We start from the raw sequence: 25,952 nt of genomic DNA on the forward strand, positions 1-25,952 counted from the left end.
CGCCCCTGTTTGTGGGGGATGAAGGACTACGCGCAGCTGAACTTCGCGTCGGCCCAGTCGCCCCAGTCGTCGCCGGCGTCGTCGCCGTTCTTGTCAGCGATCAGCTCGACGTTGCGGACACCGGTGATGTCCACGGTGAGGGGGAGTGCGGCGGAGTCGGCGCTCAGGACGGGGGTCCGCAGTAGTTCGCGCCCATCACCCTTGACAATGAACACCACGGAACCGTGGAGGCCCTTGGTGAGCTTGGCGTCGTCCACTCCCGCCATGGCAGTGAAAGCGTTGCACTTGGCCTCGGTGGCGATGCTGATCTTGGAGTCGGCATGGACGCCGATGCCCTTGGAGTACACGACGCCGTCCAGCCGCAGTGCGGGCCCGTCACCGGCGTTCTGCTCACCGTTGGCCCGGTCCCGTTCTGCAGGTCCCCAACCGTTGGTGCTGCCGATCCAGGGCAGGTCGGAGGCGAACACGGTGCCCGACAGGACGGGTGCCGGCGGCTCCTGCGAGGTGGTGGAACAGGTGAACTTGGCATCGGCCCAGTCCGCGTGGTCGTTGCCGTTGGAATCGCCGGCATCGTTGGCCACCAGTTCCACGTACTGGGCGCCGGTGACGTCCACCGTAAGTGGCAGGGGAGCGCTCGCAGCGCCCAGAACCGGTGTAGTCACCTTGGTGGTGCCGTCAGCCACCACGGAGAACTTCACGCTTCCCCGCGTCGGTTGGGCGTCGTCTATGCCCACGGTCGCGGTGAAGGCGGTGCAGTAGCCGCCCAGGTAGTAGCGGACGGTACCGTTGGCGTGGGCTCCCAAGCCCTTGGCGTAGACAGTTCCGTTCAGTGTGAGCGGAGTGCCGTCACCGGCCCCGGTTCCTCCATTGGACTGGTCCTTTTCCACAGGACCCCAGCCATTGGTGGCGCTGACCCACGGGTGGTCGCTGGCGAACACGGTGGACTGCGGAGGCTTGGGCAGCGTCCGGACGGCCGTGGTGGTGCTGATGGTTCGGCTGCCTGCGGGTGAAGAAGTGGTGCTGTAGGAAGCCGTCGCCGTGATGGGGTAGTCGCCGTCAGCCGAAGCGGGGGCGGTGACCTTCCAGGTGGTGGTCAAGGTGCCGCCGGCTGGCAGCGTCGAGGCCGTTGCGGGCGTGGAAGGTGTAGCCGTCCACCCCTCGGCAAGGTCAAGCGACACGGTCAGGTCATTGATGGCGGCCGGTTCGTCGGAAACAAAAGTGGTAACGAAGTCCTGGGCCTTGCCCTGCTGGACCACGTCGCCCTGGAGCGACGCCGAGAGTTGCGCGCAGGCCGGGACGGATTCGGAAGCGCCGAGATCCTCCACCAGGAAGTTGTCCAGGGTGAAGTCAGAACCATTTGCACTGCCCGTGCGCTGCAGTCCCACAAAGTAGTCTCCGCAGAAGCCGGTATCCAGGGTCTGCTCGAAGCGTGTGGTGGACGTCGCGGCATCGATCGCCTGGCTGCCTGTCACTGCGGGACCGGCCTGCGAGTCGTAGCCGGAAACCCAGGCGTATTGGCCGTCCTTGGAGTTTTGGTAGTCGAAGGAAACCTTGTATTTGTGGCCCGCCTGGAAGTGAACTGTTGCCTCCGTGGTCCGGTACACCATGCCCGGTCCGCCGTCGGGTGCGCGATTTTCATCGTGCGCGATCAGCGACCACGTTCCGTCCAGTACTTCGTCGATCACGTTGGTGTGCCAGCCCTTTTGAGTGAAGGGTTCGTTGCGTTCGGTGATGTGGGTGCGCGGGTCCGTGGAGCCGCCGGCATCACCCTTCACAAAGGGTCCCCAGCCTTGGTCCACGTTTTCGAAGTCTTCGCTGAGCACGCCGGTGGTGGCCACCCTGGCGGTTTTCACCGCCCGGAAGTCATCGACGCGTACCGTGGCATCGCCGTCGGCCGCTGTGACGGTGACCTTGGCCTTGGTGTTCTTGTGGGGAACGTCCACCAGGACGCGGATGCGCTGGAAGGCTGTCCCGTGTTTCTCGTCCCCGGCTACGAAGTTCTCTGCGTTGGACGAATCAATGGTGACGCTTTCGCTCTTGCCGTTGATGTCCACGGACAGCGTGGTGGGTCGGGTCTTGCCGGGCTGGATTTCCACCCAGGCGCTCACGGACTGGGTTCCGGCGTCCAGCTTTACTTCCTGGCTGATCGACGACGGCGTTGCCCCCATCTCTGCGTAGCGGCGGCCCTTGTCATCGCGGACCTGGGTGACGGTGCCCGTGGGGGTCCACGGGGAGAGATCTGCACTATTGAAGCCGGGATCATTGAAGGCAGTGCCTTCGCCGAAGTCGGCCTTCTTGGGCAGCTCAGATTTGCTGTTCTTCGGAGCCAGGACGTAGGGCTGTTTGGCGTCGGCCGTGACGGTGACCTGTCCGTTGACCACGGGCACATCGGCCACCTTCACGCGTCCGTTGTCCGTCAGTTTGAAGAGTTCAAGCGAGCCGGACGTGGCGAACTCCTTGGTGAGGGTCCAGGTGCTGGCACCACCGGCAGGGTTGTAGTGGTAGAGCTTGTCTGCCGTGCCGTTTTCCTTGGAGGACCACGGGAGCAAGTAGGTTCCACCCTGCAGGACGGAGGCGCCTCCTACGGTGATGTTGCGTTCTGCTGCCGTGTTTCCGGTGACGACCACGCCATCTGCGAGGTCGATCCGGTCAGCCGTCCACTTGGTGATCTGGTGGTGCTGCAGGAATTTGGCCGGCACGTTGGCCGTCCACACGTTCTCGCTGAACGCATTGAAGTCGTTCTGCCCGGTCCAGCCTTCGAACTCCACAATGTGGCTGACGCCAAGCTTGGGATCGGGGTTCCAGACGTCTGACTGGGTGTTGTTGATGAAGCGCAGGATCTGCGAGTTGATGCCCTTGTTGGTGGAGCCCCCGTACTTTTCATCGTTGGCCCAGTGGGACCAGGTGTTGTTCCGGGAAAGGTGGTCAGCCCATTCAGAGCCCACCCGGAAACCGTTCTTGACCAGTTCCTGCTGCAGGCGCTCGGCGAGCCAGCCGAATTCGTAGTAGACGTCCACGTACACGAAGTCCAGGTTCTTGTCCGTAGCTTCGCGTAGTTCCTTGATGCGCTGGGCGAGTTTGCCGGAATTGATGTCCTCGCGCTGGTTCATGTAGTACGACTGGTCCAGCCAGTTCCACCCCAGGCCCTTGTCCGCGCGCAACAGGTCCTCGCTGAAGGATTTGGCTTCAGGGTAGATTTCCGTGGCGTTGATGTGGACGCCGAAGCTGGCGTTCCAGTCCTTGCCCTCTTTCACCAGCTTGTTGAGGTCTTCCAGTCCGCCTGCGCGGGCGTTGAAGTTGTTGCCGTAGTCCGTGTTGGCGGAGTCGTGCCCCTCGCTGGTGTAGCCCTTGAGCATGGCCACCTGCCCCAGTCCGTCGGTGGCCAGCGCGATGCGCTTGACGTCATCCAGAGTCCTCAGGAACGGGTGGGTTGCCTGCGAAGCAAAGTTGAACGGGATGTGCGTGATCACGTTGTCAGGGGTTTGTTCAGCCTTGTTGGCGCTGACCTGGATGGACCTCATGGCGATCGCCGCGTCCTGCCAGTCCACACCGCCGTCGGCATTGGCGTCAGCGGTGATGGCCACGCGAGTCCACGGAAGTTCCTCGGTGGTTGCGGAGCCTTCTGCGCGGTACAGCCATTGGCCACTGGCGACACCCATGGAGACGCCGCCGGCTCCGTCGCTGACGGCTTGCCGCCAGAAGCGCCCGCGGTCCTTCGCGCCCGGTCCAGACGACGTGTCGTACAAGGCGTTGGATTCCACAGCGGCGCCCAAAGCGGCGGTATTTGCCAGGGCGTAGGCGGAGCTCTTGGCGGTGGCGTCCAGGGGAGTGGAAGCGGTGATGGGCATGAACTCGTCACCGGTGACGCTCCGGTCCACGGACAGGTTCGCAGTGGAAACCTGGGCCCCGGGCTGGGTGGATCCGACCGTCACCAGGTTCAGGCGGGGGAGTTGCAGGGTTTTGACCTGATGATCAGCGGAGTCCTTGATCTCCGTGACATTGAAGGAGACCATGTTCTTCTTGACCGAGAGCCGGGCCTTAATAATGGTGTTGCCGAATTCCGGAACGGTCAGCACATACTCCCGTGCGTCGTTTCCGGATCTTGTGGAGGAACCGGTCACCGTGTATTCCACGCCATTGAGGGTGATGGTGCTGAGCCGGGTGACGGTGCCGTCCAACCGCGCCTTCGTGGCGGCATCGGTGTAGCCGAGAACCTGCGGGAAGGTGGTGGAGACATCAACTGCGAGCTGGCCGGAGGTGATGGTGGCAGCCTCGGCAGCACTGACAATGTCTGCTTGCGGAGCGAAAGGTGAGGATGGGGCTGCGGTGGCAGGTTGTACTGCCAGCAGTCCGAGTGAGGATGAGGCGACGACGCAGGCCAAACTCAGCGATGCGAGGCGTCTGGGGGATGACAAGCCGGGCATTATGCTCCTTCTTGATTTTTCCGAGCGAGTAACGATCATGTTCTTGCGGACGGTCTAAGACTGCTGCATAGGACAGAAGTTGACAAGAGTTAACAGGCGGTTAACTTAAATGCACATCCCAGCACACGCTTTCCGCGGTCCGCCGCCTATTCCGGCCGTGCGCACTTAATGATCGGACTTCCCCTGCGGATGATCCTTGTGAGATCGAAAATGATCGTTTAGTGTTTCTATAGATCAGAAAACGTCATTAAGCTGAGCGGGAGCGGAACACACGATGAGCGAGAACACACTGGGCGCCTTCATGGAGGAAGAGCTGGTTTCCCAGCCCGACGTATGGCAGCGGGCTGTGCAGCAAGCTCGTGCCGAGGACTTGCTTCCGGCTGACGGAAAGCGCATCGCCGTGATCGGTTGCGGGACGTCCTGGTTCATGGCCCAGAGCTACGCTGCCGCCCGCGAAGCCGCAGGGAAGGGCGTCACCGATGCCTTCGCCGCTTCCGAGGCTTTCCTCAACAGCAACAGCGCCGATCGCCAGTACGACGCCGTTGTGGCCATTACGCGGTCAGGCACCACCACTGAGGTACTTGAGATCCTGGCCGAGCTTCAGGGGATCGTCCCCACCGTGGCGATCATCGGCGACACCACATCCCCGATCATCGAACTGGCAGATGCCGTGATCGGACTGCAGTACGCCGATGAGCGTTCGGTGGTGCAGACCCGGTTTGCCACCACAGCGCTGGTTTACCTGCTGACCAGCCTTGGCATTGACGTGCAGCAGGCTATCGATGATGCCCGCGACGCCGTGGGCGCGCCGGTCCCGCAGGAACTCCTGGACGCCGAGCAGTTCACCTTCCTCGGCACTGGATGGACGGTTGGGCTGGCCCACGAGGCAGGCCTGAAAATGCGCGAGGCTGTACAGGGCTGGACCGAGTCCTATCCCGCCATGGAATACCGGCACGGGCCCATCTCCATCGCGGCACCGGGCCGGGTCACCTGGTTGTTCGGTGCGCAGCCTGAAGGGCTGGACGCCGACATGGCCGTGACCGGCGCCCTCTACATCCACACCGACAAGCACCCGTTGGCTGAGTTGGCCAGGGTTCACAAGGTCACCCTGGAGCGTGCGCGCGTCCGTGGCCTGAATCCCGATCTGCCCCGCAACCTGACGCGCTCCGTCATTCTCGACGCCTCCGCCTAGGCACCCGTCATGGTTCTTGGAGCCGCAGAATCACCGGTCCTCTCCTTCGACGTTGGCGGGACTGACATCAAGGCCGGCTTGGTGGATGCCCGGGGGAATGTCCTGGGCATGCGCCGCGTCCCTACGCCCTTGGATCCTGCACGTCCCGGGGAAGCGATCCTGGACAGGCTGGCCGAGCTTAAAATCGAACTGTCGACCGAATTTCCGGAGGCCACCGCCAAAGCGGCCGGCATCATCGTCCCGGGCATCGTGGACTCCGTGGCCGGCATCGGTGTCTACTCGGCCAATCTCGGCTGGCGCAATTTCCCGTTCACGGCAGAAGCCGAAAAGCGGCTGGGAATCCCGGTGGCGTTTGATCACGATGTCCGGTCTGCTGCGGCCGTAGAACACACCTTTGGTGGATCCAAAGAGTTCAAGGACGTTGTAGTGATGGTGGTGGGGACCGGCATCGCCGCAGCCGTTTTCTCCGGTGGCAAGGCGGTCACAGCAGGCGGCTTCGCCGGTGAGCTTGGCCATGCCCAGGTCCCGGACCCCGACGCCGGGCCTGGCTCCACGGGCTCCATCATCCTCGAATCAGTCGGTTCGGCCGGTGCCATCGCCAAGCGCTACTACAGGGCGTCCGGAAACAGGGTGAACGGTGCCCGCGGTGTCCTGCTCAGGGCCGGAGACGGCGATGAACTGGCCGCCCGCATCTGGGCCGATGCCGTGGATGCCCTCGCCTTCACCATCTGCCAGTGCGTCAACATCATGGGAACCGAAGCGGTGGTGATCGGCGGCGGCCTGGCTGAAGCCGGTGACGAACTGTTGGAGCCTCTCCGGGCCAAGGTGGACGGGATCCTCGACTTCCAGCGGCGCCCACAGCTGATTCGGGCCGAACTCGGGCAAGACGCCGGCCTGCTGGGTGCGGCCTTGAACGCACGGGCACTCCTGGGAGCAGCACAATGAAGCGAGCCAACGTGAACCGCATCATCACCGTCACCGCCAACCCGGCCATCGACATGACCTATACCGTGCAAGGAATCACCGAGGGCGCCAGCCACCGTGTGCCCACGCCTTTAAGCCGGGCCGGCGGCAAGGGCATCAACGTTGCCCGTGTGACGCACCAGGTGGGCTACCCTGTCCTGGCCATCGCACCCACCGGCGGCGCTGCGGGGCAGACCCTTGCAGCTGAGCTCTGGACCAGCGGCGTTCCCCACGCCCTGGTGGGAGTCGCCGCCGAGACCCGCCGCAGCATCGCCTTGGTGGACACGGTCGCCGGCGAAACGTCCATCTTCAACGAGGAAGGCCAGGCACTCCTGCCGGACGACTGGCGCTCACTCCGGATTGCCGTGGTCGAGGCCGTCAGCGGAAACCGAAACTTGCCGGCCTCCGTCCTGGTCGGGTCGGGAAGCCTGCCACCGGGTGCTCCAGCAGATTTCTATCCGGAACTGGTGCGCCTGGCCCACGACGCCGGTATCCCGGCCATCATCGATACCTCCGGTCCCGGAATCATCGCCGCAGCCAAAGCGGGTGCCGACGTCCTCAAGCCCAACCACCACGAACTCGCAGAGGCCACAGGGGAGTCCAGCCTGGAAGCTGCGGCCCTCTCTTTGATCGAGATGGGCGCCCGCACCGTTCTTGTCAGTGCCGGTGCGGACGGGATGCTCGCCTTCGATCACGCCGCTCCCGGCGGCTACTGGAGCGCGCGCCTGCCTGAGGCGCTGAGCGGCAACCCCACAGGAGCGGGCGACGCCGGCGTGGCGGCTGCCGCCGTCGCACTCGCCGAAGGCATCACGGAACCGCGCGAAATACTCCGCCGGGCCACCGCGTGGTCCGCCGCTGCCGTCCTCATGCCGGCCGCCGGCGAAATTTCGCCGCGGTACCAGGAACTTCAAGACCAACTGATCGTGACATGGAAGGAGACCCGGTGACCCTGGTCAACACGCGGGAACTCATGGACAAGGCCGCGGCCTCCGGCACAGGCCAAGGTGCGTTCAACATCATCCACATCGAAACAGCCGAGGGCCTGGTGGCCGGCGCCGAAGCAGCCGGTGTTCCGTTGATCCTGCAGATCTCCGAGAACTGCGCCAAGTACCACGGCGGGCTCGAACCGATAGCGTCAGCAGCCTTGGCGATCGCCCGCTCTGCCGCCGTCCCGGTCGCCCTCCACCTGGACCACGCGGAGTCCGAGGACCTCGCTCTGGCTGCCGTGGACCTTGGCTTCGGCTCGGTCATGTACGACGGTGCACATCTGCCGTACGAGTGGAACGTCGAAGTCACCCAACGCGTCGCCGCCTATGCCCACCATCGCGGTGTTTACGTGGAGGCCGAGCTCGGCAAAGTAGGAGGCAAGGACGGCGCCCATGCCCCGGGCGTCCGGACCGACCCTGCCGAGGCCCGGGAGTTTGTTGAAGCCACTGGCGTGGATGCGCTCGCCGTGGCCGTTGGTTCCTCCCACGCCATGACGGAACGAAGCGCTGCGTTGGACCTGCACCTGATCACCCGGCTGAAGACCGCTGTGGCAAAACCGCTGGTCCTGCACGGCTCCTCAGGCGTCACAGACGAGATGCTCGTAGCCGCTATCGGCGCGGGTATGACTAAAATCAACGTATCCACACATTTGAACGGGTTCTTTACCCGCGCCGTCCGTGAGTACCTCGATGCCAACCCTGCAGTGGTGGATTCCCGGAAGTACATCAAGGCCGGCCGGGATGCCCTTGTGCTGGAGTCCGCACGTATGCTGACGCTGTTCGCCAAAGCGAAATAGCTCCGAACCCGCGAAAGGCTCGTCATGACCCGCACCGATCGGCTGACCGCCATCCTCGATCTCCTGGCCGAGTCCGGCCATGTGGAAGTCGAGGACATCGTGACGCGTCTGGGTGTGTCACCAGCCACGGCCCGACGGGACCTGGACAGCCTCGCCAAGCAGAGATTGCTCAGCCGGACCCGGGGTGGCGCCACCACAGGATCGGTGGCCTACGACCTCCCGGGACGCTACAACCGCGACGACCACGCCCAGGCCAAGCAGGACATTGCCCAGGCTGCGTCCGCACTGATCCGACCCGGTGCTGTGATCGGCCTCAGCGGTGGCACCACCAACACCGCTCTGGCCCAGTTGCTCTCCACCCGCGAAGACCTCAACGCCCCGTCCAACAGGCCCACGCTGACGGTGGTGACCAACGCCATCAACATCGCCTCGCAACTGGCAGTACGGCCCAACATCAAGATCATGGTCACCGGTGGCATCCTGAATCCGCGCTCCTACGAGCTCGTAGGCCCTTACACGGACGTCATCATGCAGAAAGTAGCTTTGGACATTGCGTTCATCGGCGTCAATGGCGTGGACCCGGACCTCGGTCCCACCATCACCGACGAAGGCGAAGCCATGGTCAACACAGTGATGGCACGCCGCGCCACGGAGTCCTACGTGGTGGCTGACTCCTCCAAAGTGGGCCGCCGCTCCTTCGCTGCCATGGCCGGTTACGACTTCAGGCACCTGATCACCGATGCCGGGATCAGCGCCGAGGACAAGGCCGCCTTCGAAGCCAAGGGCACCGAAGTCATCGTCGCATCAGCCGGCTAGCCACCGGCAAGCTGGGTGCGCCGGCTAGAACCGCATCCTGGGCGCGTGCAGCACCGAATCGTCAACATCCCTGGGCACCCACTGGCTGAACGGTGAATCGAGGCTGTATTGGCCGTCGTCGTTCCTGATCAGTGTGCGCAACTCAGCGTTGTCCGGGTTGTTGAGGGATTCGAAGTACTCAACCGTCCAATGGAACCAGCGCATGCAGAACAGGCGCATGGTCAGTCCGTGCGTCACCAGGAGAGCGTTCGGCGCATACGTGGGCTTTTGCCAGTGGCGGTACAGCGTCTCCATGAAAGACGACACGCGGTCGTACACATCGGAACCGGATTCACCCTCGCGGAACCGGTAAAAGAAGTGGCCATAGAGGTTGCGGAGCTCCTTTTGATCCTCGATTTCCCCGGCAATCTGGAAGTTGGCCCAGTCCTGCTCACGAAGCCGGGGTTCCTCAATGACCCGTTCTATCAGCGAGCCCAGATTCAACGCCTCCAAGGTCTGGTACGCCCGCAAATACGGTGAAACGTAGACGCAGACTTGTTGCCCGTCGAGCTTGCGGCGAAGGTCTTCACCGGCAACGCGGGCTTGCTCCACACCGAGGTCCGTCAATGGGATCCGGTAGTCCGGGACACGGTTGTAGATGGACGTGTCGGCGTTCGCGGCGGACTGGCCGTGCCGGATCATGAAAATTCTCGCTGGGGCACCCATCCCACCAAGCATAGGTGCGCGGTTCCCGGCAAAGTGGCAGGAACTGCGGGCAAGATAGGTACATGTTCCTTGCTTCCCGCCGACGGCTGCGCGCCGAAGTACTTATTGTGCTGGGCCTGTCCTTGGGCCAGTCGGCCGTTTATTCCGTGGTGCAACTCCTGGACAAGATGACGCGGGCTCCCTTGGCCGACGCCACCTCCACCTTGAACCGGTCCCAAAGCACCCGCGAGTACTTTGACCTCACCTACCAACTGCTGGACATCATCTTCGCCCTGGTGCCTGTGGCTCTGGTGTTCTACTTCCTGTCCTCGCATCTCCAGGCAAACCGCGAAGGCGACAACGGCTCGGCGTTCGCCCGGCTCGGCTTCAACTTTGCCCGGCCGGGCAAGGACCTGCTCCACGGTGTGGGACTTGCCGCCCTGATCGGAATTCCCTCACTGGGACTCTATGCAGCCGGTCGGGCCCTCGGCATCACCACGGCGATTGTCCCCAGCGGCCTGGACGCCTACTGGTGGACCGTGCCGGTGCTCATCCTCTCGGCCATGCGGCACGCGATCGTGGAAGAAGTGATCGTGGTGGGGTACCTCATGGACCGTTTCGGCAAGTTCGGTTGGAGCATGCCTGTGGCCATTCTGGTCAGCGCCGTCCTGCGGGGGAGTTACCACCTGTACCAGGGCTTTGGGCCGTTCATCGGCAACGTGGTCATGGGTTTGGTGTTCGCCTGGATCTATACCAAGACCAAGCGGGTCATGCCCTTGGTGATTGCCCACGCGTTGCTGGACATCGTGGCGTTCGTCGGCTTCAGCCTGTTCGGCAAGGCGATGGGACTGGGGTAGCCGGCCGTCAACGGCAACGGGCGCTTAAAAATATCCGGCCGCCATCGGTGGGTGACGTCATTGGCACCCGCTGATGGCGGCCGAAGTTTTACCGGACAGTGGTGACCGGTGCCGGGACTTGCCCGGATGGACGGGATGGTCAGATGGTGACGGCTCCTGAGGCGGTTTCGAAAGTTACTGACATGATTCCCGGAGTGCCGTGCGGTGCCATCCACTGGACAGCGACGTCCTCAAGCGGCTTTTCCACCGGCTCTCCGAGCCATTCGGTGACACGTTCCGCCGAGCCCGCAATGGTGAGGCTGGACATCTTGACGTCGCTTTCATAGATCCTGGACGGGTGGAGTGAAGGGTCGCCCTCCCACTTGAGCAGGTACGGGACCTGGGGATCTGCGATCAAGCCCAGGATACCGATCTGCTGCCACACCAGTTCGCGGCCGTCAGGGAACTTGCGGTTGCCCGGAACAGCTGAGCGGCCAAGGCGGTCCTCGAACGGTGCCAGGTCGTCAACAGCGACGCACCAGCCCATCCAGCCACCACCGGCGGCAGAGCGGGCACGAACTGCTTGGCCAAAGGGTGCTTTGTCGGAAGCGGGGTGGTCCAGGACCTCCACCACTTCCAGGTACTTGTTATCCGCAAGGGGAATGATCATGTTCCGGGTGCCGAAGCGCGGGTGCACTCCGCCCCGGACAGCGTCCACTCCCAGTGCCGCGGAAATTCGTTCGGTAGTGGCCAAAAGGCCATCTCGTTCACAGGCGTAAGAGACGTGATCCATGCGCATGGCTTCATCTTGGCACTTTGTGATCGGGGTCTCAGCTAAGTCAAGCCTAACTAAGGTGGGATGTGTATAACCGGTGCCGTGTGGCGTCATGCAGGGACGCTGAAAGTCCGAAAGATTCCACCGGCGTCACAAAGCTGTCTAAGCCTCCGGACACTTCCTAGACTGGCCCCAGCTCACATGCAGCACGTTTCCACAGAATCCATGCGCCACGAACAGGAGAACTCCATGTCCCAAGGATGGTCTTTCGAAACCCGCCAGATCCACGCAGGTCAGGAGCCTGACTCTGCCACCGGAGCCCGGGCACTGCCGATCTACCAGACCACGTCCTTCGTGTTCCCCAGTGCCGAGAGCGCAGCCAACCGGTTCGCCCTGGCCGAGCTCGCGCCCATCTACACCCGGATCGGCAACCCGACGCAGGATGCCGTGGAGCAGCGGGTCGCGAGCCTGGAAGGCGGCTTGGGTGCCCTCCTGCTGAGCTCTGGCCAGGCCGCGGAGACCTTCGCGATCCTCAACATCGCGGAGGCCGGCGACCACATCGTGGCGAGCCCCAGCCTGTACGGCGGTACCTACAACCTGCTGGCGCACACCCTGAAGAAGTTCGGCATCTCGGTGACATTCGTGGAAGACCCGGACAATCTGGACCAGTGGCGGGACGCCGTCCAGCCGAACACCAAGCTGTTTTTCGGCGAGGTAGTTTCCAACCCGCGCCAGGACGTACTGGACATCGAGGGCGTCGCCCGCACTGCCCACGAGGCCGGTGTGCCACTTATCGTGGACAACACACTGTCCACTCCCTACCTCATCCGTCCCATCGAGTGGGGCGCCGACATCGTGGTCCACTCTGCCACCAAGTACCTTGGCGGGCATGGGTCTGCCATTGCCGGCGTGATTGTGGACTCCGGCAACTTCGACTTCGGCCAGGACCCGGAACGCTTCCCGGGTTTCAATACCCCTGACCCGAGCTACAACGGCCTGGTGTACGCCCGCGATCTTGGCAAGGACGGTGCGCTCGGCGCCAATCTTTCCTACGTCCTGAAGGCGCGGGTCCAGCTTCTTCGCGACCTCGGCTCCGCTGTGTCCCCGTTCAATGCTTTCCTGATCGCCCAGGGGCTGGAGACGTTGAGCTTGCGCGTCGAACGTCACGTAGCCAACGCCACCAAGGTGGCCGAGTGGCTGGAAGCCCACGACGACGTCGAATCGGTCGCCTATGCCGGCCTGCCGTCCAGCCCGTGGTACGACCGTGGCCGGAAGTACGGTCCACAGGGCACCGGCGCCATTGTTGCCTTCAACATCAAGGGCGGCGTTGAAGCGGGCAAGCGCTTCGTGGACGGACTGGAACTGCACTCGCATGTTGCCAACATCGGCGATGTCCGCTCGCTGGTCATCCACCCGGCGTCCACTACGCACAGCCAGCTGACGGTTGAACAGCAGTTGGTGGCCGGCGTGAACCCCGGCCTGGTGCGTTTGTCCGTGGGGATTGAGCACGTGGATGACATCATCGCCGACCTCGAAGCCGGGTTCCGGGCCGCCAAGGGAGCCTGAACCCAGCCCCGAAAGCAGCGGCCCGACCGCACCTGGCACTGTTCCTGGATGCCACCCGGACCGACGATTATTCGCCGGGTGGCATTCCGGAGTGCTGCTTCCTGAACGAAAACGCCCTAAACCGTCACACTGATGTCACATTCTTCGCCATAACCGCCCTGTATTTCCTAGACTCTTCGTATTAGGTCATGAGTGCCAGCACATAGCCCCGGCTTGCTGGCCGGCAACCCTCCTCCGCGGTGGGGTGCCCCGGGTGAAGACCTGGCCTGTTCGCACGCAAGGCGACGGGCAAGCGCGAGGTTAAGGTGTCAAAGGAATGACCATTACTGCTACAGCCCTTCCAAAATCCGGAGAAGAAGACGGCACCGTCAAGTACGCCGCCATTGGGTCGCTGGACCTTGAAGCCGGCGGATTCCTTCCCGACGTCGTCCTCGCTTATGAGACCTGGGGGCAGCTGAACGCCGATGCCTCCAATGCCGTGCTCATCCAGCATGCCCTCACAGGGAGCACGCACGTTGCCCGGGGAGCCACGGACGAAGAGGGATGGTGGGAGCAGCTGGTAGGCCCCGGTGCCACCATCGACACCAACAGGTTCTTTGTCATCTCCATCAACATCGTGGGCGGCTGCTACGGCAGCACCGGACCGTCCTCGGAGGCGCCGGATGGCCGTCCTTGGGGCTCGCGGTTCCCCTTGGTCACCCTGCGCGACAGCACCGAGGCTGAGGCGCGCCTGGCCGAAGCCCTGGGAATCGAGGCCTGGCACGCAGTGTTGGGCGGGTCGATGGGCGGCGCCCGCGCCTTGGAATGGGCAGCGACTTTCCCGGAGCGGGTGAAACGCTGCGCCGTGATATCCGTGGGTGCCTACAGCACGGCCGAGCAGATCGCCTTTGCACAGGCCCAAACCCTGGCCATTCGTCAGGACCCGAACTTCAACAACGGCGATTACTACGGTGGCACGGCCCCCGAACACGGACTCGCCCTGGCCCGGCGCATCGCCCACATCACCTACCGCTCGGCGCTGGAATTGGATTTCCGCTTTGGCCGGGAAGCCCAGCACCAGGAGACACCACTGGCCGCTGCGGTCCTGGGGGAGCGTGGCCGCTATCAGGTGGAGAGCTACCTGGACCACCAGGGAACAAAGCTCGTCCGACGATTTGATGCCAACAGCTATATCGCCATCACCGAAGCCCTGATGTCCCACGACGTCGCACGCGGCCGTGGATCGCTGGAGGCAGCATTGTCACGCGCCACTGCGGAGTTCTTCGTGGCAGCGGTGGACAGCGACCGCTTGTATTTCCCGGCCCAATCCCGGGAATTGGCGGCAGCCCTGCCGGGTGATGTTCCGGTCCACGTCATTGAGGCGCCGATCGGCCACGACGGGTTCCTGACGGAAATCGGCCAGCTCTCAGCCCAGCTCCAGGACGCGTTTTTCGCCTAAGCGCCACGTTCGTTCAACGGCGTCAGCCGTTCATGATGTCGCCGCGCTGCTTCATGTAATCCTCCATGGCGATCTCCCCGTTGCTGAACTTTGCGTCCAGTTCTGCCAGCTTGCGGGCGCGGTAGCCTTGCGGCTCAGATCCGTTGTTGGCCGGGAAAGGCGTGGGGGATGAAGAGTTCGACGGCGGCCCGGACTGCGGTTCGTCATCCACAGGGCGGATGACGGTGGGCCCGGATGGGTAGCCCGGGTAGCCCTGCGAGGGGTAGTTCTGCCCGGGGTAACCCTGACTCGGGTAACCCTGTCCAGGCTGGTCCTGTCCCCGGTAATCCTGCGCAGGGTAGTTCTGCGGCGGGTAATTCTGCGCCGGATAGCCAGGGCCGGGCAGGTTCTGCTGCGGGGGATAGCCGGGGCCGCGGAAGGTTCCGTTCTGGATCCGGCGCGCGCGGGATCGGTTGTACATGCGGATCCCGAGCGGAATCAGCCACGAGCAGACGATGATCCAGAAGATCAGATTGTTCACAGTGCAGGCCTCCTAGGTCTTATCCCAGCTTAGCCCGGTCGTGCGGCGTGAACTCCGGCGCCTGCAGTGAGCGCTTCAGAGGAGCTTGGCCTCCATGCCCAGGAACTGCCCATAGCGTTCCACTTCGACGTCCAGGGCCATCTGTTCGGGAGGGCTTGTTGGCCGGTTCGTGCGGACATCCAGTTGGCAGGCTCCACCGGAGAATCCATGGCGCCACCATCCGGCCAACCTGCCATCCAGCAGGACCACGTGCATGGGCCCGTTGTCCTCGGGGAAGTAGGGTGCAGTCCCGCCCAAGTAGTGCCGGGACTGCGAATAGCCCATAACGTATTCGTCATAGCACTGGATGAGGTCGACGCGGGGGAGCCCTGCGTCATGAAGACGCGGAGGGCCACCGGCTTTGGTGAGCTCGCCGACATCTTCCGAAGCCAGATAAAACTCCAAGCCGTCCATGATGACCGAAGCCACAGCGCCCGGCGACAGTTCCTCAGCCACCTGGAGCCCCAGCTTTACGTCCTTCATGGTCAGTCCTGACCACACGGCGCAGTCTTTGATGGTGGCGGGTCCGCGGCTGCAGAAGTACCGGAGCGCCAACGTGCCCAGGGCCTCTTCACGGTCCGCCCCGGTCAACGGCGTACGAACGAAACCTGGCACCCGCTCCTCGAAAAGGGCGTATGTCTGCTTCAGGGCGCCACCGGCAGAGCGGATGGGGGAGCCGCTCACCAGGACGCGACTGACCTCGGCGTGCATGAGGTGGTAGATAAATCCCAGGCCTTTGCTGGGTAAGCCGGCCTGTCCCAGGACCTCAGCCAGTTCTTCGCGCGTCTTGTGGGCGCCGTCGGCTACGGCTGAAGCCAGGATCCGGCCACTGAGTGCCGATGTTTCTTCGTCCACCCCTGTTTGGCGGTACATGCCTTTGTTTCCCTGGTGCAGCCGGTCCGCGGAGAGCCCCATCAGCCAGCCGAGGTCGTCCCGGTGCACAAAATGCCACGTGGGCCGCAGGATGTGCGTCCGCAGTATGGTTCCATCGGCAACGGCCTGTTCCACCTCGGAGGAAGTGGAGGCGGATGTCCTTTGTGCAAGGGTCCATCGCGCATAGGGAAATTCCTGGGACTGGACTGCCAGCAGGTTGCGGACCACGTCTCCGGCGGTCCCGGAGGAAGGGGCCCGCAGTTGCTGCCTTCGCAGGCGCAGGCGCCGGACATTCTCCGCGAAGGGGGACGCGTTATCCGTCACGGCTGCCCCCAAGGAACCCTGCTGGCACCATCACCTGAACATCGCCCTAGCGCCGCGGAAGCAAGGTGCCGCTCGGGCCGAAGACTGGGCCCGGCGTCGGACGCTTGGGGGTGATGCCGTCACCGGATGACTGGTGCCGGAGCCGTCGGATGACCCACGGGACAAAGTATTCGCGTGCCCAGACAAGGTCCGAGGAGCGGGCCTCGCGCCACGTCCGCGGCGGCAGCGGCTTGGGCATCAAGGGTTCAAGGGTGTGCTGGATGTTCAGGGAGTCCAGGACCATCATGGCGATGGTGTGGTGTCCCAAGGGTGAGAAGTGCAGGCGGTCAACATCCCACATTTGGTGATCTGCCAGCTGCCGCAATGACCACATGTCCGCTATCACGGCGTCATGGCGGGCAGCCACAGTCCTGAGGTTCTCGTTGTAGATGGCCACTTTCCCACGGATGCGTCCCAGCACCGACGTGGCGGTGTCCGGGCCGTTGAACAGCACCACTGTGGCTCCACCCGAGCTCAGCTCTCCCACTGCGGTATCGAGTTTCTCGGCCAGCAGATCGGGGTCGCCGCCGGGCCGGATGAGGTCGTTGCCGCCGGCCGAGATGGACACGAGGTCAGGCTGCAGTTCCAAGCACTGGCCTACTTGTTCATCGATGATCTGCTGCAACAACCTGCCACGGATGGCAAGGTTGGCATAGGCAAAGTCAGACTGGCCGCGGCCCAACTCCTCGGCCACCCGATCTGCCCAACCACGGTGACCGCCGGGGTTCTGGGGCTCGGGGTCGCCGATGCCCTCAGTGAAGGAATCACCCAGTGCCACATAACGGGTCCACGGGTGTCTTTGCACAGGATCGCCGGGTTTCAACAACTGATTGTTCTCACTCACGCTCATATCCTGCCCCCTCGCGGCGAACCTACGCCACCGTAGGTTGTTACTTGTGGGTAACTGCAACAATGGAACCATGACTGAAGCCCCCGTATTCCCCGCGCCCGTTGTCCTGTGGTCCCATGACGAAGCCGAGCGTGCCGGCAAGCCGCTCCTGGTCCTGCTGCATGGGTATGGGTCCAATGAGGACGACCTCTTCAGCCTGGCCGGGTTGTTGCCTGACGGATTTGTGGTGGCGGCCCTTCGCGCGCCGATGCCCATGGGGCCCGGCTTCACATGGTTCCCGCTCACGGCATCGATCGACTACTCCTTGGACGCCGTGAAACTCGCGGCCGAGTACGCCCTTGAGTGGCTGGATACGGTCAAGGCCAACCACTCCTCGGTCACCTTGCTTGGCTTCTCCATGGGCATGGCCATGGCGACCACCATGCTCCGCTACCGTCCCGCAGACTTTGCTGCCGTCGTCGGGCTTTCAGGCTTTGTGATCGACGCCGGTGCTGACGCCGCCTTCCGGGACCACGAACTGGACGGGTCCGTGCCCCTGTTCTGGGGCCGGGACCAGCAGGATCCCGTGATCACCCAGGACAAGATCGACTACACCATGGGGTGGGTGCGCAAGCACGTTGACCTGACCAAGGTGCTTTACACAGGAATGTGGCATGGCATCAACCAGCAGGAGATCGGCCACGTGGGCGAGTTCCTGACCCACAAAGTCCTGACTGACTGACTGACTGACTGAAAAACCCGGGGCGTCAGGCGGCGGCGATCCGGACCGTCCGGCCGTTGACCGTCACGGTGTCGCCTACATGGAGCTGGCGGCCGCGGCGGTCGTCGATCTCACCGTTGACCTTGACCAAGCCGCTTTTGATGAGCTCCGTAGCCTCCACACCGTCCTCCACGAGGTTGGCAAGCTTCAGCAGTTGGCCAAGGCGGATCATGTCGTCGCGGATGGGGATTTCTTCAATTTCCGGAGTGCTCATACAGCAATGATGCCTGAAGTAGTGTGGTGACAGTGCCGCAGCCTTCTCCCCGTCCCACCCTTCCGCTCGCCATTGGCCTCCCTATTGCCGTAGCAACAGGCTTGGTCATCCCGCTTCAAGCGAGGATCAACGGGGCCCTTGGCGCGAAATTGGACGACGGCATCGCCGCATCAGTGGTGAGCTTCACCACAGGGCTCCTGCTCATCAGTGCGATCTCCCTTGCCACGCCACGGGGAAGGGCGGGCCTGCAGCGCATCATCCCCGCTGTCCGGAACCGCAGCTTCCCCCGCTTTTACGTCATGGCCGGTGCCATCGGCGCGTTGTTCGTCTTTGCCCAGTCGTTCACGGTCGCCCTGCTGGGTGTTGCGTTGTTCACAGTCGCGGCTGTCACCGGTCAAACGCTGAGTGGGTTGCTCGTGGACCGAATGGGCATCGGCCCCGGAGGCAAGCGCGCCATCACGGGAGTGCGCGTGATCGGCAGTGTCCTGACAGTGGCTGCGGTGGCCTGGGCCGTTTCGCCGCGGTTCGGCGGGGACGCGGACATAGCCTCGCTGGTCCTTCCGGTCCTCCTGCCACTCGCGGCCGGGTTCTTCATGAGCTTCCAGCAGGCCATGAACGGAACCGCCACAGTTCATTACGGAACGCCCATTGCCGCCACCCTGGTCAATTTCATCGCCGGTTCAGCCATTCTGTGGATCGCGTGGCTCATCAAGCTTGCCGTCGCCGGACCCGGTAATCCGCTGCCTGCCGAGTGGTGGTACTACCTTGGCGGTCCCATGGGCTGCCTCTTCATCGGCCTGGCGGCCCTCCTGGTCAGGAGCCTCGGCGTGCTGATCACCGGTTTGGGCATGATCGCCGGGCAACTGGTGGGCTCGTTGGTGCTCGACGTCGTGATCCCCAGTCCCGGTGCGGTGGTCGCCTTGCCCACGGTGCTGGGTACGGTCCTGACGCTGGCCGCGATCATTGTGGCAACGCTGCCGTGGCCCAAAGGCGCCTTTGCACGGAGAGGCCCGGCCAAAGGCCGGTAGGGTAGGAGTCGCAGGACTTTCAGGTATCTTCGGGTACTTGCAGCAAACTTTCCCCCAACACCCCGCCGGACAACCTCGTCCGGAATCCGGGGCAGACCACCGCGGACCGCACCCAGCGGCCCTGTAGAACAAATGGAGTTACCCATGGCAGCAAAATCCGTCCTTGACCAGGTCATTTCCCTCTCCAAGCGGAGGGGCTTTGTCTTCCAGGCCGGTGAAATCTATGGTGGCTCCCGATCTGCGTGGGACTACGGCCCCCTTGGTGCTGAACTGAAGGAAAACATCAAGCGCCAGTGGTGGCAGAGCATGGTCCGTGGCCGTGAGGACGTTGTAGGCCTGGACTCCTCCGTGATCCTTCCCCGGCAGGTATGGGAAGCATCCGGCCACGTGGACGTTTTCTCCGACCCCCTGGTTGAGTGCCTCTCCTGCCACAAGCGCTACCGCGCCGACCACCTCGAAGAAGAGTATGAGGAAAAGAAGGGCCGCCCGGCAGAAAACGGCCTGAAGGACATCGCGTGCGCCAACTGTGGCACCCGTGGCGAGTGGACCGAGCCGCAGGAATTCTCCGGCCTCTTGAAGACCTTCCTCGGCCCGGTGGCCAGCGACGAAGGCATGCACTACCTGCGTCCGGAGACCGCCCAGGGCATCTTCGTGAACTTCAACAACGTGCTCACCACGTCCCGCAAGAAGCCGCCGTTCGGCATTGGCCAGATCGGCAAGTCCTTCCGTAACGAAATCACGCCGGGCAACTTCATTTTCCGTACCCGCGAATTCGAGCAGATGGAGATGGAATTCTTCGTCGAGCCCGGTACGGACGAAGAGTGGCACCAGTACTGGATGAAGGAACGCATGTCCTGGTACACGGACCTTGGCATCCGCGAGGACAACCTCCGCTTCTTCGAACACCCGTTGGAGAAGCTCAGCCACTACTCCAAGGGCACCACGGACATCGAGTACCGCTTCGGTTTCCAGGGCTCCGAGTGGGGCGAGCTCGAAGGCGTCGCCAACCGCACCGACTTTGACCTCTCAACGCACGCCAAGGCATCCGGCACGGACCTGAGCTACTTCAATCAAGCCACCAACGAGCGCTACACCCCGTACGTGATCGAGCCTGCCGCAGGCCTGACCCGCTCCTTCATGGCCTTCCTGATCGACGCCTACACCGAAGATGAGGCACCCAACGCCAAGGGCGGCGTCGACGTCCGTACCGTCCTGAAGTTGGATCCGCGCCTGGCCCCGGTCAAGGCTGCCGTGCTGCCGCTGAGCCGCAACGAGGACCTGTCCCCGAAGGCCAAGGCGCTGGGCGCCCAGCTGCGCAAGAACTGGAACATCGACTTCGACGACGCCGGTGCGATCGGCCGCCGCTACCGTCGCCAGGATGAAATCGGTACCCCGTTCTGCATCACCGTGGACTTCGACACCCTGGAAGACCAGGCTGTCACCATCCGTGAACGCGACACCATGAGCCAGGAACGCGTGTCCCTGGACAAGGTTGAGGGCTACCTTGCAGCACGCCTGATCGGCGCCTAGCCATGGCTTTGGAGTACCGCGAATGGAAGGAGGGCGACGACCTCGCCCTCCTGGAAATCTGGGGCGGCCCGGAGACCCTTCCCGCTGAGCAGTTCCGTGCGGCCCTGGCGCCGTCCAGCAACCAACCTTGGCGCCGCTGCATCGTGGCCGAAGATGTGGTGGACGGGGTACGGATCCCTGTAGCCGCCGGCGTGGTTCACGAGGCATCCCTGCACCCCGAACGACTCTGGACGTATATCGAGGTTGCCAGGGACCACCGCCGTGAAGGCGTAGGCGCCACCCTGCTGACCATGCTTCGGCGTGAAGCCGGGAACTCGCCGTCGGGCGTTTCCAAGCTGCGCAGCAAGGTGGAGCCGGACACCGCCGGTGCGGCCTTCGCTGCGGCGGCGGGACTCGCGCCCATCCAGCGGTCGCAACTGGTGGTGGTGGAGCCGGAACCACTGTCCTTGCCGCGGTTCGGTGACGGCTCGGAGGAAGCCGCGTCCGAGCGCGTGGAGGACTTGGCTACGGGTTCGGTTGAGTTGAGCGACGTTGTGGGCAAGTACTACTCGCACGTCCACCACTGGGACAGCCCGGGGGAGCTCAGCATCGCCACAGTACAGCGCTTGTTCCTGCATGACCAGACTGGAGCCCACGGCGCGATCGTGCTGCGTGCCCCCAAGGCCAGTGCTTTTGGCCAAGGCGTTCCAGCGACCCGCAAGGGCAAGATCCAGGCCTTCGCCATCAGCTACGCCCAGGGCAACTCCGATGAACCGTCGGATGTCTTCCTGGGGCATGACCCCCAACTGTCTGCCGACGATGCATCGGCGGCTGTGCGTGATCTCTTGGCGCTCATCGCTTACCAGCACCCGGTATTGCTGGAAGTGGACGAATCCATGACGGCGCTCCGGACGGTCCTGGGGCCGCTGCTGGAATCGGGCAAGGCCCACGTGCGCGGCGCGGATACCTTGATCGTCAGCGACTGACCAGTATTTACACGCGGGTTCCCGTGCTGCCTGCTTCCTGCGGGCTGCACGGGATCTTTTGCTTTAAGGCCGAACTCTGCGGTGGGCCTGGTCCCGCGTAGGGTTAAGGGCATGAGGTTTTGCTGCTGATGGGCCACGGTCACTCCCACGGACATTCTGAAAGTTCCGAGCCAACGCCGCAGGCCCTTGCCTCGCGGAAAAGGGCCAACTGGATTCTGGCGGCCATACTGGTTCCGTTGGGCGTCCTGACGCTCGTGGCCATGATGGTCATGTGGCCTTCCGGAAGCCGGGAGGGAATCACGTTCTCGAGCCCGTACCAGGCTGCCCCGGGCGTTACTTTCGATACCGGGAAAATCCAGAGCGTGGTGGTGGAAAGCTGCACGCAAACCGGCCAAACGGACACTGGGCAGCCCAACACCGGCCAAACCGATCCCAACCAAGGTGGGCAGGCCGGCGGTTCGCAGTGCACCTTCGCATTCACCGAGCCGGACAAGGGTGGAGACGTGGTCAAGGTGGTCATCAACCCTGACGTTGCCATGTCCCATGGTGTGGACGTGGGGGATTCCATCAGGTACCTGAACCTCTCCGCAGCCCAAGGCGCCAGTGCGGGCAGCGGGGCTCCGGCCTACGTCTTCGTAGACTTCGTCCGAAGCATCCCTATCGCCATCCTGGCTGTCTTGTACGCAGCGGTGGTCATTGCTGTGGCCCGCTGGCGTGGCTTCCGGGCGTTGCTTGGCCTGGTGGGCGCCTACTTCGTCCTGGTGAGCTTCATCCTGCCGGGCTTGGTGGAGGGCAAACCACCGCTGCTGCTGGCGTTGGTGGGGTCCACGGTGATCATGATCGGGGTCCTGTACTTCGCGCACGGATTCTCGGCGCGAACATCCACAGCATTGCTGGGCACCATTTTTGGGCTCAGCATTACCGCACTTTTGGCGGCTTGGGCTACCGACGCCGCCAACCTGGCCGGCGTGGGAAACCACGATGCCTCCACGCTGGTGAACATGTCACCCCAGATCTCGATCTCCGGGATCATCCTTTGCGGCCTCATCATTTCCGGCCTTGGCGTGCTCAACGACGTCACCATCACCCAGTCATCTGCCGTGTGGGAACTGTATGAACTGGCGCCCAACACCACGGCCCGCAAGCTGTTCACCTCGGCCATGAGAATCGGTCGGGACCACATCGCCTCCACGGTGTACACCATCGCTTTTGCCTACGCCGGCGCCGCCCTGCCGATCCTCATCATCGTGATGCTGTACGACCGCCCGCTGGACGAAGCACTGACCAGCGCCGAATTGTCCGAGGAAGTCATCCGGACCCTGGTGGGATCCATCGGTCTGGTTCTGGCCATCCCCGTCACCACGCTGATTGCCGTCCTGGTGGTCAAAGCCACCGGCATGAAGCGCCTCGCCAACGCGGACGGGCCGTCAGTGACTGCCGACGAGCTGAACGATACCGGCGCGCTGGCAGCAGCCGCCGCCGTCGTGGGTTCCGCTCGCCAGGACAAGCAAAAGACGCAGGACCCTCACGACGCCGGTCCAAGCCTTGACGCTCCCGGCCAGCCTGCGCGTCCGGGGAGCCGCCGCGCCCAGCGGGAAGCGGAGCGGCGCGGAGATACGAGCGACGACGCTACGTAGCACCCAGCCCGGCTCCTGTTCGTCAGGCCCGTCGTACTGCGCACACCTGGGCGAACAAGGCAGGGTTCGGGGCGGGCTGTCCGCCGATTTGCCCATATTTGCAACAATGGATGGGTGACTGTTGTAGCAACGCCCCCCGCACCAAAGCTCGAGCTCCCGCCCTTGAAGCTCGGCGGGATTACCGTGGACACCCCGGTAATCCTCGCCCCCATGGCGGGCATCACCAACTCGGCCTTCCGCAGGCTCTGCCGTGAATACGGTGGCGGCATGTACGTGGCCGAGATGGTCACTTCCCGTGCCCTGGTGGAACGGACGCCGGAATCGTTGCGCATCATCTCCCACGATGAGGACGAGAAAGTCCGTTCCGTGCAGCTCTACGGTGTGGATCCGGTGACGGTGGGTGCCGCAGTGCGGATGCTCGTCGAAGAGGACCGCGCGGATCACATCGACCTGAACTTCGGCTGCCCCGTGCCCAAAGTCACCCGGCGCGGTGGCGGCTCGGCGCTCCCGTGGAAGATCGACCTCTTCACGTCCATCGTGCAGACGGCGGTCAAGGAAGCGTCCAAGGGCGGTATCCCGCTGACCATCAAGATGCGCAAGGGCATCGACGAGGACCACCTGACGTACCTCGACGCCGGCCGCATCGCCCGCGACGCAGGCGTGGCCGCCGTCGCCCTCCATGGACGCACGGCCGCACAGTTCTATTCCGGGCAGGCCGACTGGTCTGCCATCGCCCGTCTCCGCGAAGCGCTTCCGGATATCCCGGTGCTGGGCAACGGAGATATCTGGTCCGCCGAGGATGCCGTCCGCATGGTGCGGGAGACCGGGGTGGATGGCGTGGTGGTTGGCCGCGGCTGCCAGGGCCGCCCCTGGCTGTTCGGTGACCTCCAGGCAGCCTTCGAAGGCAGCGACCAGCGGCACCGCCCCGGACTCCGTGAAGTGGCTGAAGGGGTTTACCGGCACGCCGAGCTCATGGTGGAGACCTTCGGCAATGACGAATACAAGGCGCTCCGCGAAATCCGCAAACACATGGCCTGGTATTTCAAGGGCTACGTGGTGGGCGGCGAGCTTCGCGCCAAACTGGCTACGGTCCCCACCCTTGAGGTGCTGCGCGAATACCTAGAAGAACTGGACATGGACTCGCCTTACCCGGGTGTCGATTCAGAAGGTCCCAGGGGTCGTGCGGGTTCGCCCAAGAAGCCGGCGTTGCCGAAAGACTGGCTGGTGAGCCGTCAGCTGAACGCTGAACAGAGCGCGGATATCTCGGCTGCGGAGCTGGACGTTTCGGGCGGCTAGCCTCACACGTGTAAGACTGACTCAAGAAGCTCCACACCCCGGCGCTTGAAGGAGGCAGATACCCATGGGAACCGAAGCGATACTTGGCCACGACGGTACGGCCCACGATTTTGTGCTGGCCATCCCCGGTTACGCCGAGGCAGATTCCGCGCGGTGGGTTGAAGAGCCGCGCAAGAGCAACTATCGCTCCGATTTTGAACGGGACCGCGCCAGGGTCCTGCACTCCTCGGCCCTGCGCAGGCTCGGTGCAAAAACACAGGTCGTTGCCCCGGACACGGATGACTTTGTCCGAACCAGGCTGACCCACAGCCTGGAAGTGGCCCAGGTGGGCCGTGAGCTGGGTCGTTCCCTTGGCTGCGATCCGGACGTGGTGGACACCGCGTGCCTGAGCCACGACCTCGGCCACCCGCCCTTCGGCCACAACGGCGAGTCCGCGCTGAATGAGGTTGCCCACACCATCGGCGGCTTTGAAGGCAACGCCCAGACACTGAGGCTGCTGACCCGGCTTGAACCGAAGGTTCTCGCCGAGGACGGCAGGCCGGCAGGGCTCAACCTGACCCGCGCCAGCCTCGACGCCGCGTCCAAATACCCGTGGTCCGCCGTCGACGCTCCCGTCATCCATGGCCAACGCACCAGCAAGTTCGGCGCCTACGAGGACGATCTTCCGGTTTTCGAATGGCTGCGCGAGGGCGCCCCTGGGAACCGCTCCTGCATCGAGGCCCAGGTGATGGACCTCGCAGACGACATTTCGTACTCGGTCCACGACGTCGAGGACGCGATCGTCGCAGGCCATTTCCAGCTCAAGTGGATGGAAAACCCGGACCACCGGGCACGTGTGGTGGGCTACACCAAGCAGTGGTACCTGCCGCACAACGACCCCGCCGAAATCGATGCCGCCCTGGCCCGGCTGGAGGCCACCACGGTCTGGGTCCGCGAGGCCGATGGCAGCCGGAAGTCGATGGCCGCCCTGAAGGATATGACCAGCCAGTTGATCGGCCGGTTCTGCCACAGCGCCATGGAAACCACGCGGGCGCACTTTGGCCCGGCCAACCTGACCCGCTATGACGCAGAGCTCATGGTTCCCGAGGACACCGTCACTGAAATCGCGGTGCTCAAGGGCTTGGCCACCACGTTTGTCATCTCCACCGACCACCGCCAGCCCGTTTACGAACGCCAGCGCGAAGTGCTGCACGCGCTCGTGGGTGTCTTGAACGCCTCCGGCGACCGCCACCTGGAGCCGATGTTCGCCGCGGATTGGCGTGACGCCGCCGACGACGGTGCCCGGTTGCGTGTGGTGATTGACCAGGTCGCATCGCTGACGGACGTCTCCGCACTGGCCGTGTACGAACGCCTCGTGGGCAGCCTTCCGTCACTCTGGTAACTCTGCAGCCGCTGACGTT

22 protein-coding genes and 1 riboswitch are annotated in these 25,952 nt (G+C 63.7%); of the genes, 15 read left to right on the forward strand and 7 right to left on the reverse strand.

Features of this window, described 5'->3' with window-relative positions:
* Nucleotides 1–26 precede the first annotated feature (26 nt).
* A complete protein-coding gene (locus tag AB4Y77_RS07250; RefSeq protein ID WP_442013429.1) occupies nucleotides 27–4,424 on the reverse strand; it encodes an endo-alpha-N-acetylgalactosaminidase family protein in 4,398 nt (1,465 codons plus the stop codon).
* A gap of 274 nt (nucleotides 4,425–4,698) precedes the next feature.
* Here AB4Y77_RS07250 and AB4Y77_RS07255 point away from each other — a divergent pair, with 274 nt between their 5' ends.
* Genes AB4Y77_RS07255 through AB4Y77_RS07275 form a run of 5 tightly spaced genes read left to right on the forward strand, consistent with a single transcriptional unit; the run spans nucleotide 4,699 to nucleotide 9,178 of the window.
* The gene (locus AB4Y77_RS07255) at nucleotides 4,699–5,616 is read left to right on the forward strand and encodes an SIS domain-containing protein (protein ID WP_442013430.1); all 918 of its coding nucleotides are present in this window, start codon (nucleotides 4,699–4,701) and stop codon (nucleotides 5,614–5,616) included.
* Nucleotides 5,617–5,625: 9 nt separating this feature from the next.
* The gene (locus AB4Y77_RS07260; protein WP_311214351.1) at nucleotides 5,626–6,561 is read left to right on the forward strand and encodes an ROK family protein; all 936 of its coding nucleotides are present in this window, start codon (nucleotides 5,626–5,628) and stop codon (nucleotides 6,559–6,561) included.
* Nucleotides 6,558–7,526 carry a 1-phosphofructokinase family hexose kinase gene (locus AB4Y77_RS07265; protein ID WP_442013431.1) on the forward strand — a complete coding sequence of 323 codons (969 nt, stop codon included), beginning with the start codon at nucleotides 6,558–6,560 and terminating at the stop codon, nucleotides 7,524–7,526. The genes AB4Y77_RS07260 and AB4Y77_RS07265 overlap by 4 nt, the downstream gene beginning before the upstream one ends.
* Nucleotides 7,508–8,362, forward strand: a complete 855-nt coding sequence (locus AB4Y77_RS07270; protein WP_311214353.1) for a class II fructose-bisphosphate aldolase — start codon at nucleotides 7,508–7,510, stop codon at nucleotides 8,360–8,362. The genes AB4Y77_RS07265 and AB4Y77_RS07270 overlap by 19 nt, the downstream gene beginning before the upstream one ends.
* Nucleotides 8,363–8,386: 24 nt before the next feature.
* On the forward strand, nucleotides 8,387–9,178 hold the full coding sequence (locus AB4Y77_RS07275) for a DeoR/GlpR family DNA-binding transcription regulator (protein ID WP_089594303.1): 792 nt from the start codon (nucleotides 8,387–8,389) through the stop codon (nucleotides 9,176–9,178).
* A 24-nt stretch (nucleotides 9,179–9,202) separates the two neighbouring features.
* On the opposite strand, the gene AB4Y77_RS07280 is transcribed toward AB4Y77_RS07275, so the two are convergent.
* A complete protein-coding gene (locus AB4Y77_RS07280; protein ID WP_442013432.1) occupies nucleotides 9,203–9,883 on the reverse strand; it encodes a histidine phosphatase family protein in 681 nt (226 codons plus the stop codon).
* Between the two features lie 62 nt (nucleotides 9,884–9,945).
* Between AB4Y77_RS07280 and AB4Y77_RS07285 the strand changes: the two genes are divergently transcribed.
* Entirely contained in the window at nucleotides 9,946–10,719 is a 774-nt protein-coding gene (locus AB4Y77_RS07285) for a CPBP family intramembrane glutamic endopeptidase (protein ID WP_311214355.1), read from the forward strand.
* Between the two features lie 139 nt (nucleotides 10,720–10,858).
* On the opposite strand, the gene AB4Y77_RS07290 is transcribed toward AB4Y77_RS07285, so the two are convergent.
* Entirely contained in the window at nucleotides 10,859–11,497 is a 639-nt protein-coding gene (locus AB4Y77_RS07290) for a VOC family protein (protein WP_089594306.1), read from the reverse strand.
* 201 nt (nucleotides 11,498–11,698) lie between these two features.
* Here AB4Y77_RS07290 and AB4Y77_RS07295 point away from each other — a divergent pair, with 201 nt between their 5' ends.
* Entirely contained in the window at nucleotides 11,699–13,039 is a 1,341-nt protein-coding gene (locus tag AB4Y77_RS07295; protein ID WP_311214371.1) for a bifunctional o-acetylhomoserine/o-acetylserine sulfhydrylase, read from the forward strand.
* Nucleotides 13,040–13,223: 184 nt separating this feature from the next.
* Nucleotides 13,224–13,340: riboswitch (SAM riboswitch) on the forward strand.
* Nucleotides 13,341–13,355: 15 nt separating this feature from the next.
* Complete coding sequence (metX, locus tag AB4Y77_RS07300) at nucleotides 13,356–14,477, forward strand: homoserine O-acetyltransferase MetX (RefSeq protein WP_311214356.1); 1,122 nt, start codon at nucleotides 13,356–13,358, stop codon at nucleotides 14,475–14,477.
* Between the two features lie 22 nt (nucleotides 14,478–14,499).
* Here the strand turns inward: metX and AB4Y77_RS07305 are convergent, their stop codons facing one another.
* The 3 genes from AB4Y77_RS07305 to AB4Y77_RS07315 all read right to left on the reverse strand — a co-directional run bounded on the left by AB4Y77_RS07305 (nucleotide 14,500) and on the right by AB4Y77_RS07315 (nucleotide 17,122).
* On the reverse strand, nucleotides 14,500–14,997 hold the full coding sequence (locus tag AB4Y77_RS07305; RefSeq protein WP_311214357.1) for a hypothetical protein: 498 nt from the start codon (nucleotides 14,995–14,997) through the stop codon (nucleotides 14,500–14,502).
* A gap of 75 nt (nucleotides 14,998–15,072) precedes the next feature.
* A complete protein-coding gene (locus AB4Y77_RS07310) occupies nucleotides 15,073–16,233 on the reverse strand; it encodes a winged helix DNA-binding domain-containing protein (RefSeq protein ID WP_311214358.1) in 1,161 nt (386 codons plus the stop codon).
* A 46-nt stretch (nucleotides 16,234–16,279) separates the two neighbouring features.
* Entirely contained in the window at nucleotides 16,280–17,122 is an 843-nt protein-coding gene (locus tag AB4Y77_RS07315; protein ID WP_311214359.1) for an SGNH/GDSL hydrolase family protein, read from the reverse strand.
* Nucleotides 17,123–17,192: 70 nt separating this feature from the next.
* On the opposite strand from AB4Y77_RS07315, the gene AB4Y77_RS07320 reads away from it, so the two are divergent.
* The gene (locus AB4Y77_RS07320) at nucleotides 17,193–17,843 is read left to right on the forward strand and encodes an alpha/beta hydrolase (protein ID WP_311214360.1); all 651 of its coding nucleotides are present in this window, start codon (nucleotides 17,193–17,195) and stop codon (nucleotides 17,841–17,843) included.
* A gap of 25 nt (nucleotides 17,844–17,868) precedes the next feature.
* On the opposite strand, the gene AB4Y77_RS07325 is transcribed toward AB4Y77_RS07320, so the two are convergent.
* On the reverse strand, nucleotides 17,869–18,096 hold the full coding sequence (locus AB4Y77_RS07325; protein ID WP_311214361.1) for an RNA-binding S4 domain-containing protein: 228 nt from the start codon (nucleotides 18,094–18,096) through the stop codon (nucleotides 17,869–17,871).
* Between the two features lie 23 nt (nucleotides 18,097–18,119).
* On the opposite strand from AB4Y77_RS07325, the gene AB4Y77_RS07330 reads away from it, so the two are divergent.
* The 6 genes from AB4Y77_RS07330 (at nucleotide 18,120) to AB4Y77_RS07355 (ending at nucleotide 25,933) form a co-directional block, all read left to right on the forward strand.
* Nucleotides 18,120–19,124 carry a DMT family transporter gene (locus tag AB4Y77_RS07330; protein WP_311214362.1) on the forward strand — a complete coding sequence of 335 codons (1,005 nt, stop codon included), beginning with the start codon at nucleotides 18,120–18,122 and terminating at the stop codon, nucleotides 19,122–19,124.
* A 144-nt stretch (nucleotides 19,125–19,268) separates the two neighbouring features.
* On the forward strand, nucleotides 19,269–20,654 hold the full coding sequence (locus tag AB4Y77_RS07335; protein WP_311214363.1) for a glycine--tRNA ligase: 1,386 nt from the start codon (nucleotides 19,269–19,271) through the stop codon (nucleotides 20,652–20,654).
* A gap of 2 nt (nucleotides 20,655–20,656) precedes the next feature.
* A complete protein-coding gene (locus AB4Y77_RS07340) occupies nucleotides 20,657–21,619 on the forward strand; it encodes a GNAT family N-acetyltransferase (RefSeq protein ID WP_442013433.1) in 963 nt (320 codons plus the stop codon).
* A gap of 128 nt (nucleotides 21,620–21,747) precedes the next feature.
* The gene (locus tag AB4Y77_RS07345) at nucleotides 21,748–23,256 is read left to right on the forward strand and encodes a YibE/F family protein (RefSeq protein WP_442013434.1); all 1,509 of its coding nucleotides are present in this window, start codon (nucleotides 21,748–21,750) and stop codon (nucleotides 23,254–23,256) included.
* Nucleotides 23,257–23,370: 114 nt separating this feature from the next.
* Nucleotides 23,371–24,552: a tRNA dihydrouridine synthase DusB gene (gene dusB / locus AB4Y77_RS07350; protein WP_311214366.1), complete on the forward strand. Its 1,182-nt coding sequence runs from the start codon at nucleotides 23,371–23,373 to the stop codon at nucleotides 24,550–24,552.
* 64 nt (nucleotides 24,553–24,616) lie between these two features.
* Nucleotides 24,617–25,933, forward strand: coding sequence for a deoxyguanosinetriphosphate triphosphohydrolase (locus AB4Y77_RS07355; protein ID WP_442013435.1), 1,317 nt, complete (start codon nucleotides 24,617–24,619; stop codon nucleotides 25,931–25,933).
* The last annotated feature ends 19 nt before the right edge of the window (nucleotides 25,934–25,952 follow it).

Source organism: Paenarthrobacter sp. YAF11_1 (genome assembly GCF_052113445.1).
In the GTDB taxonomy this organism is placed as follows: Bacteria; Actinomycetota; Actinomycetes; order Actinomycetales; family Micrococcaceae; genus Arthrobacter.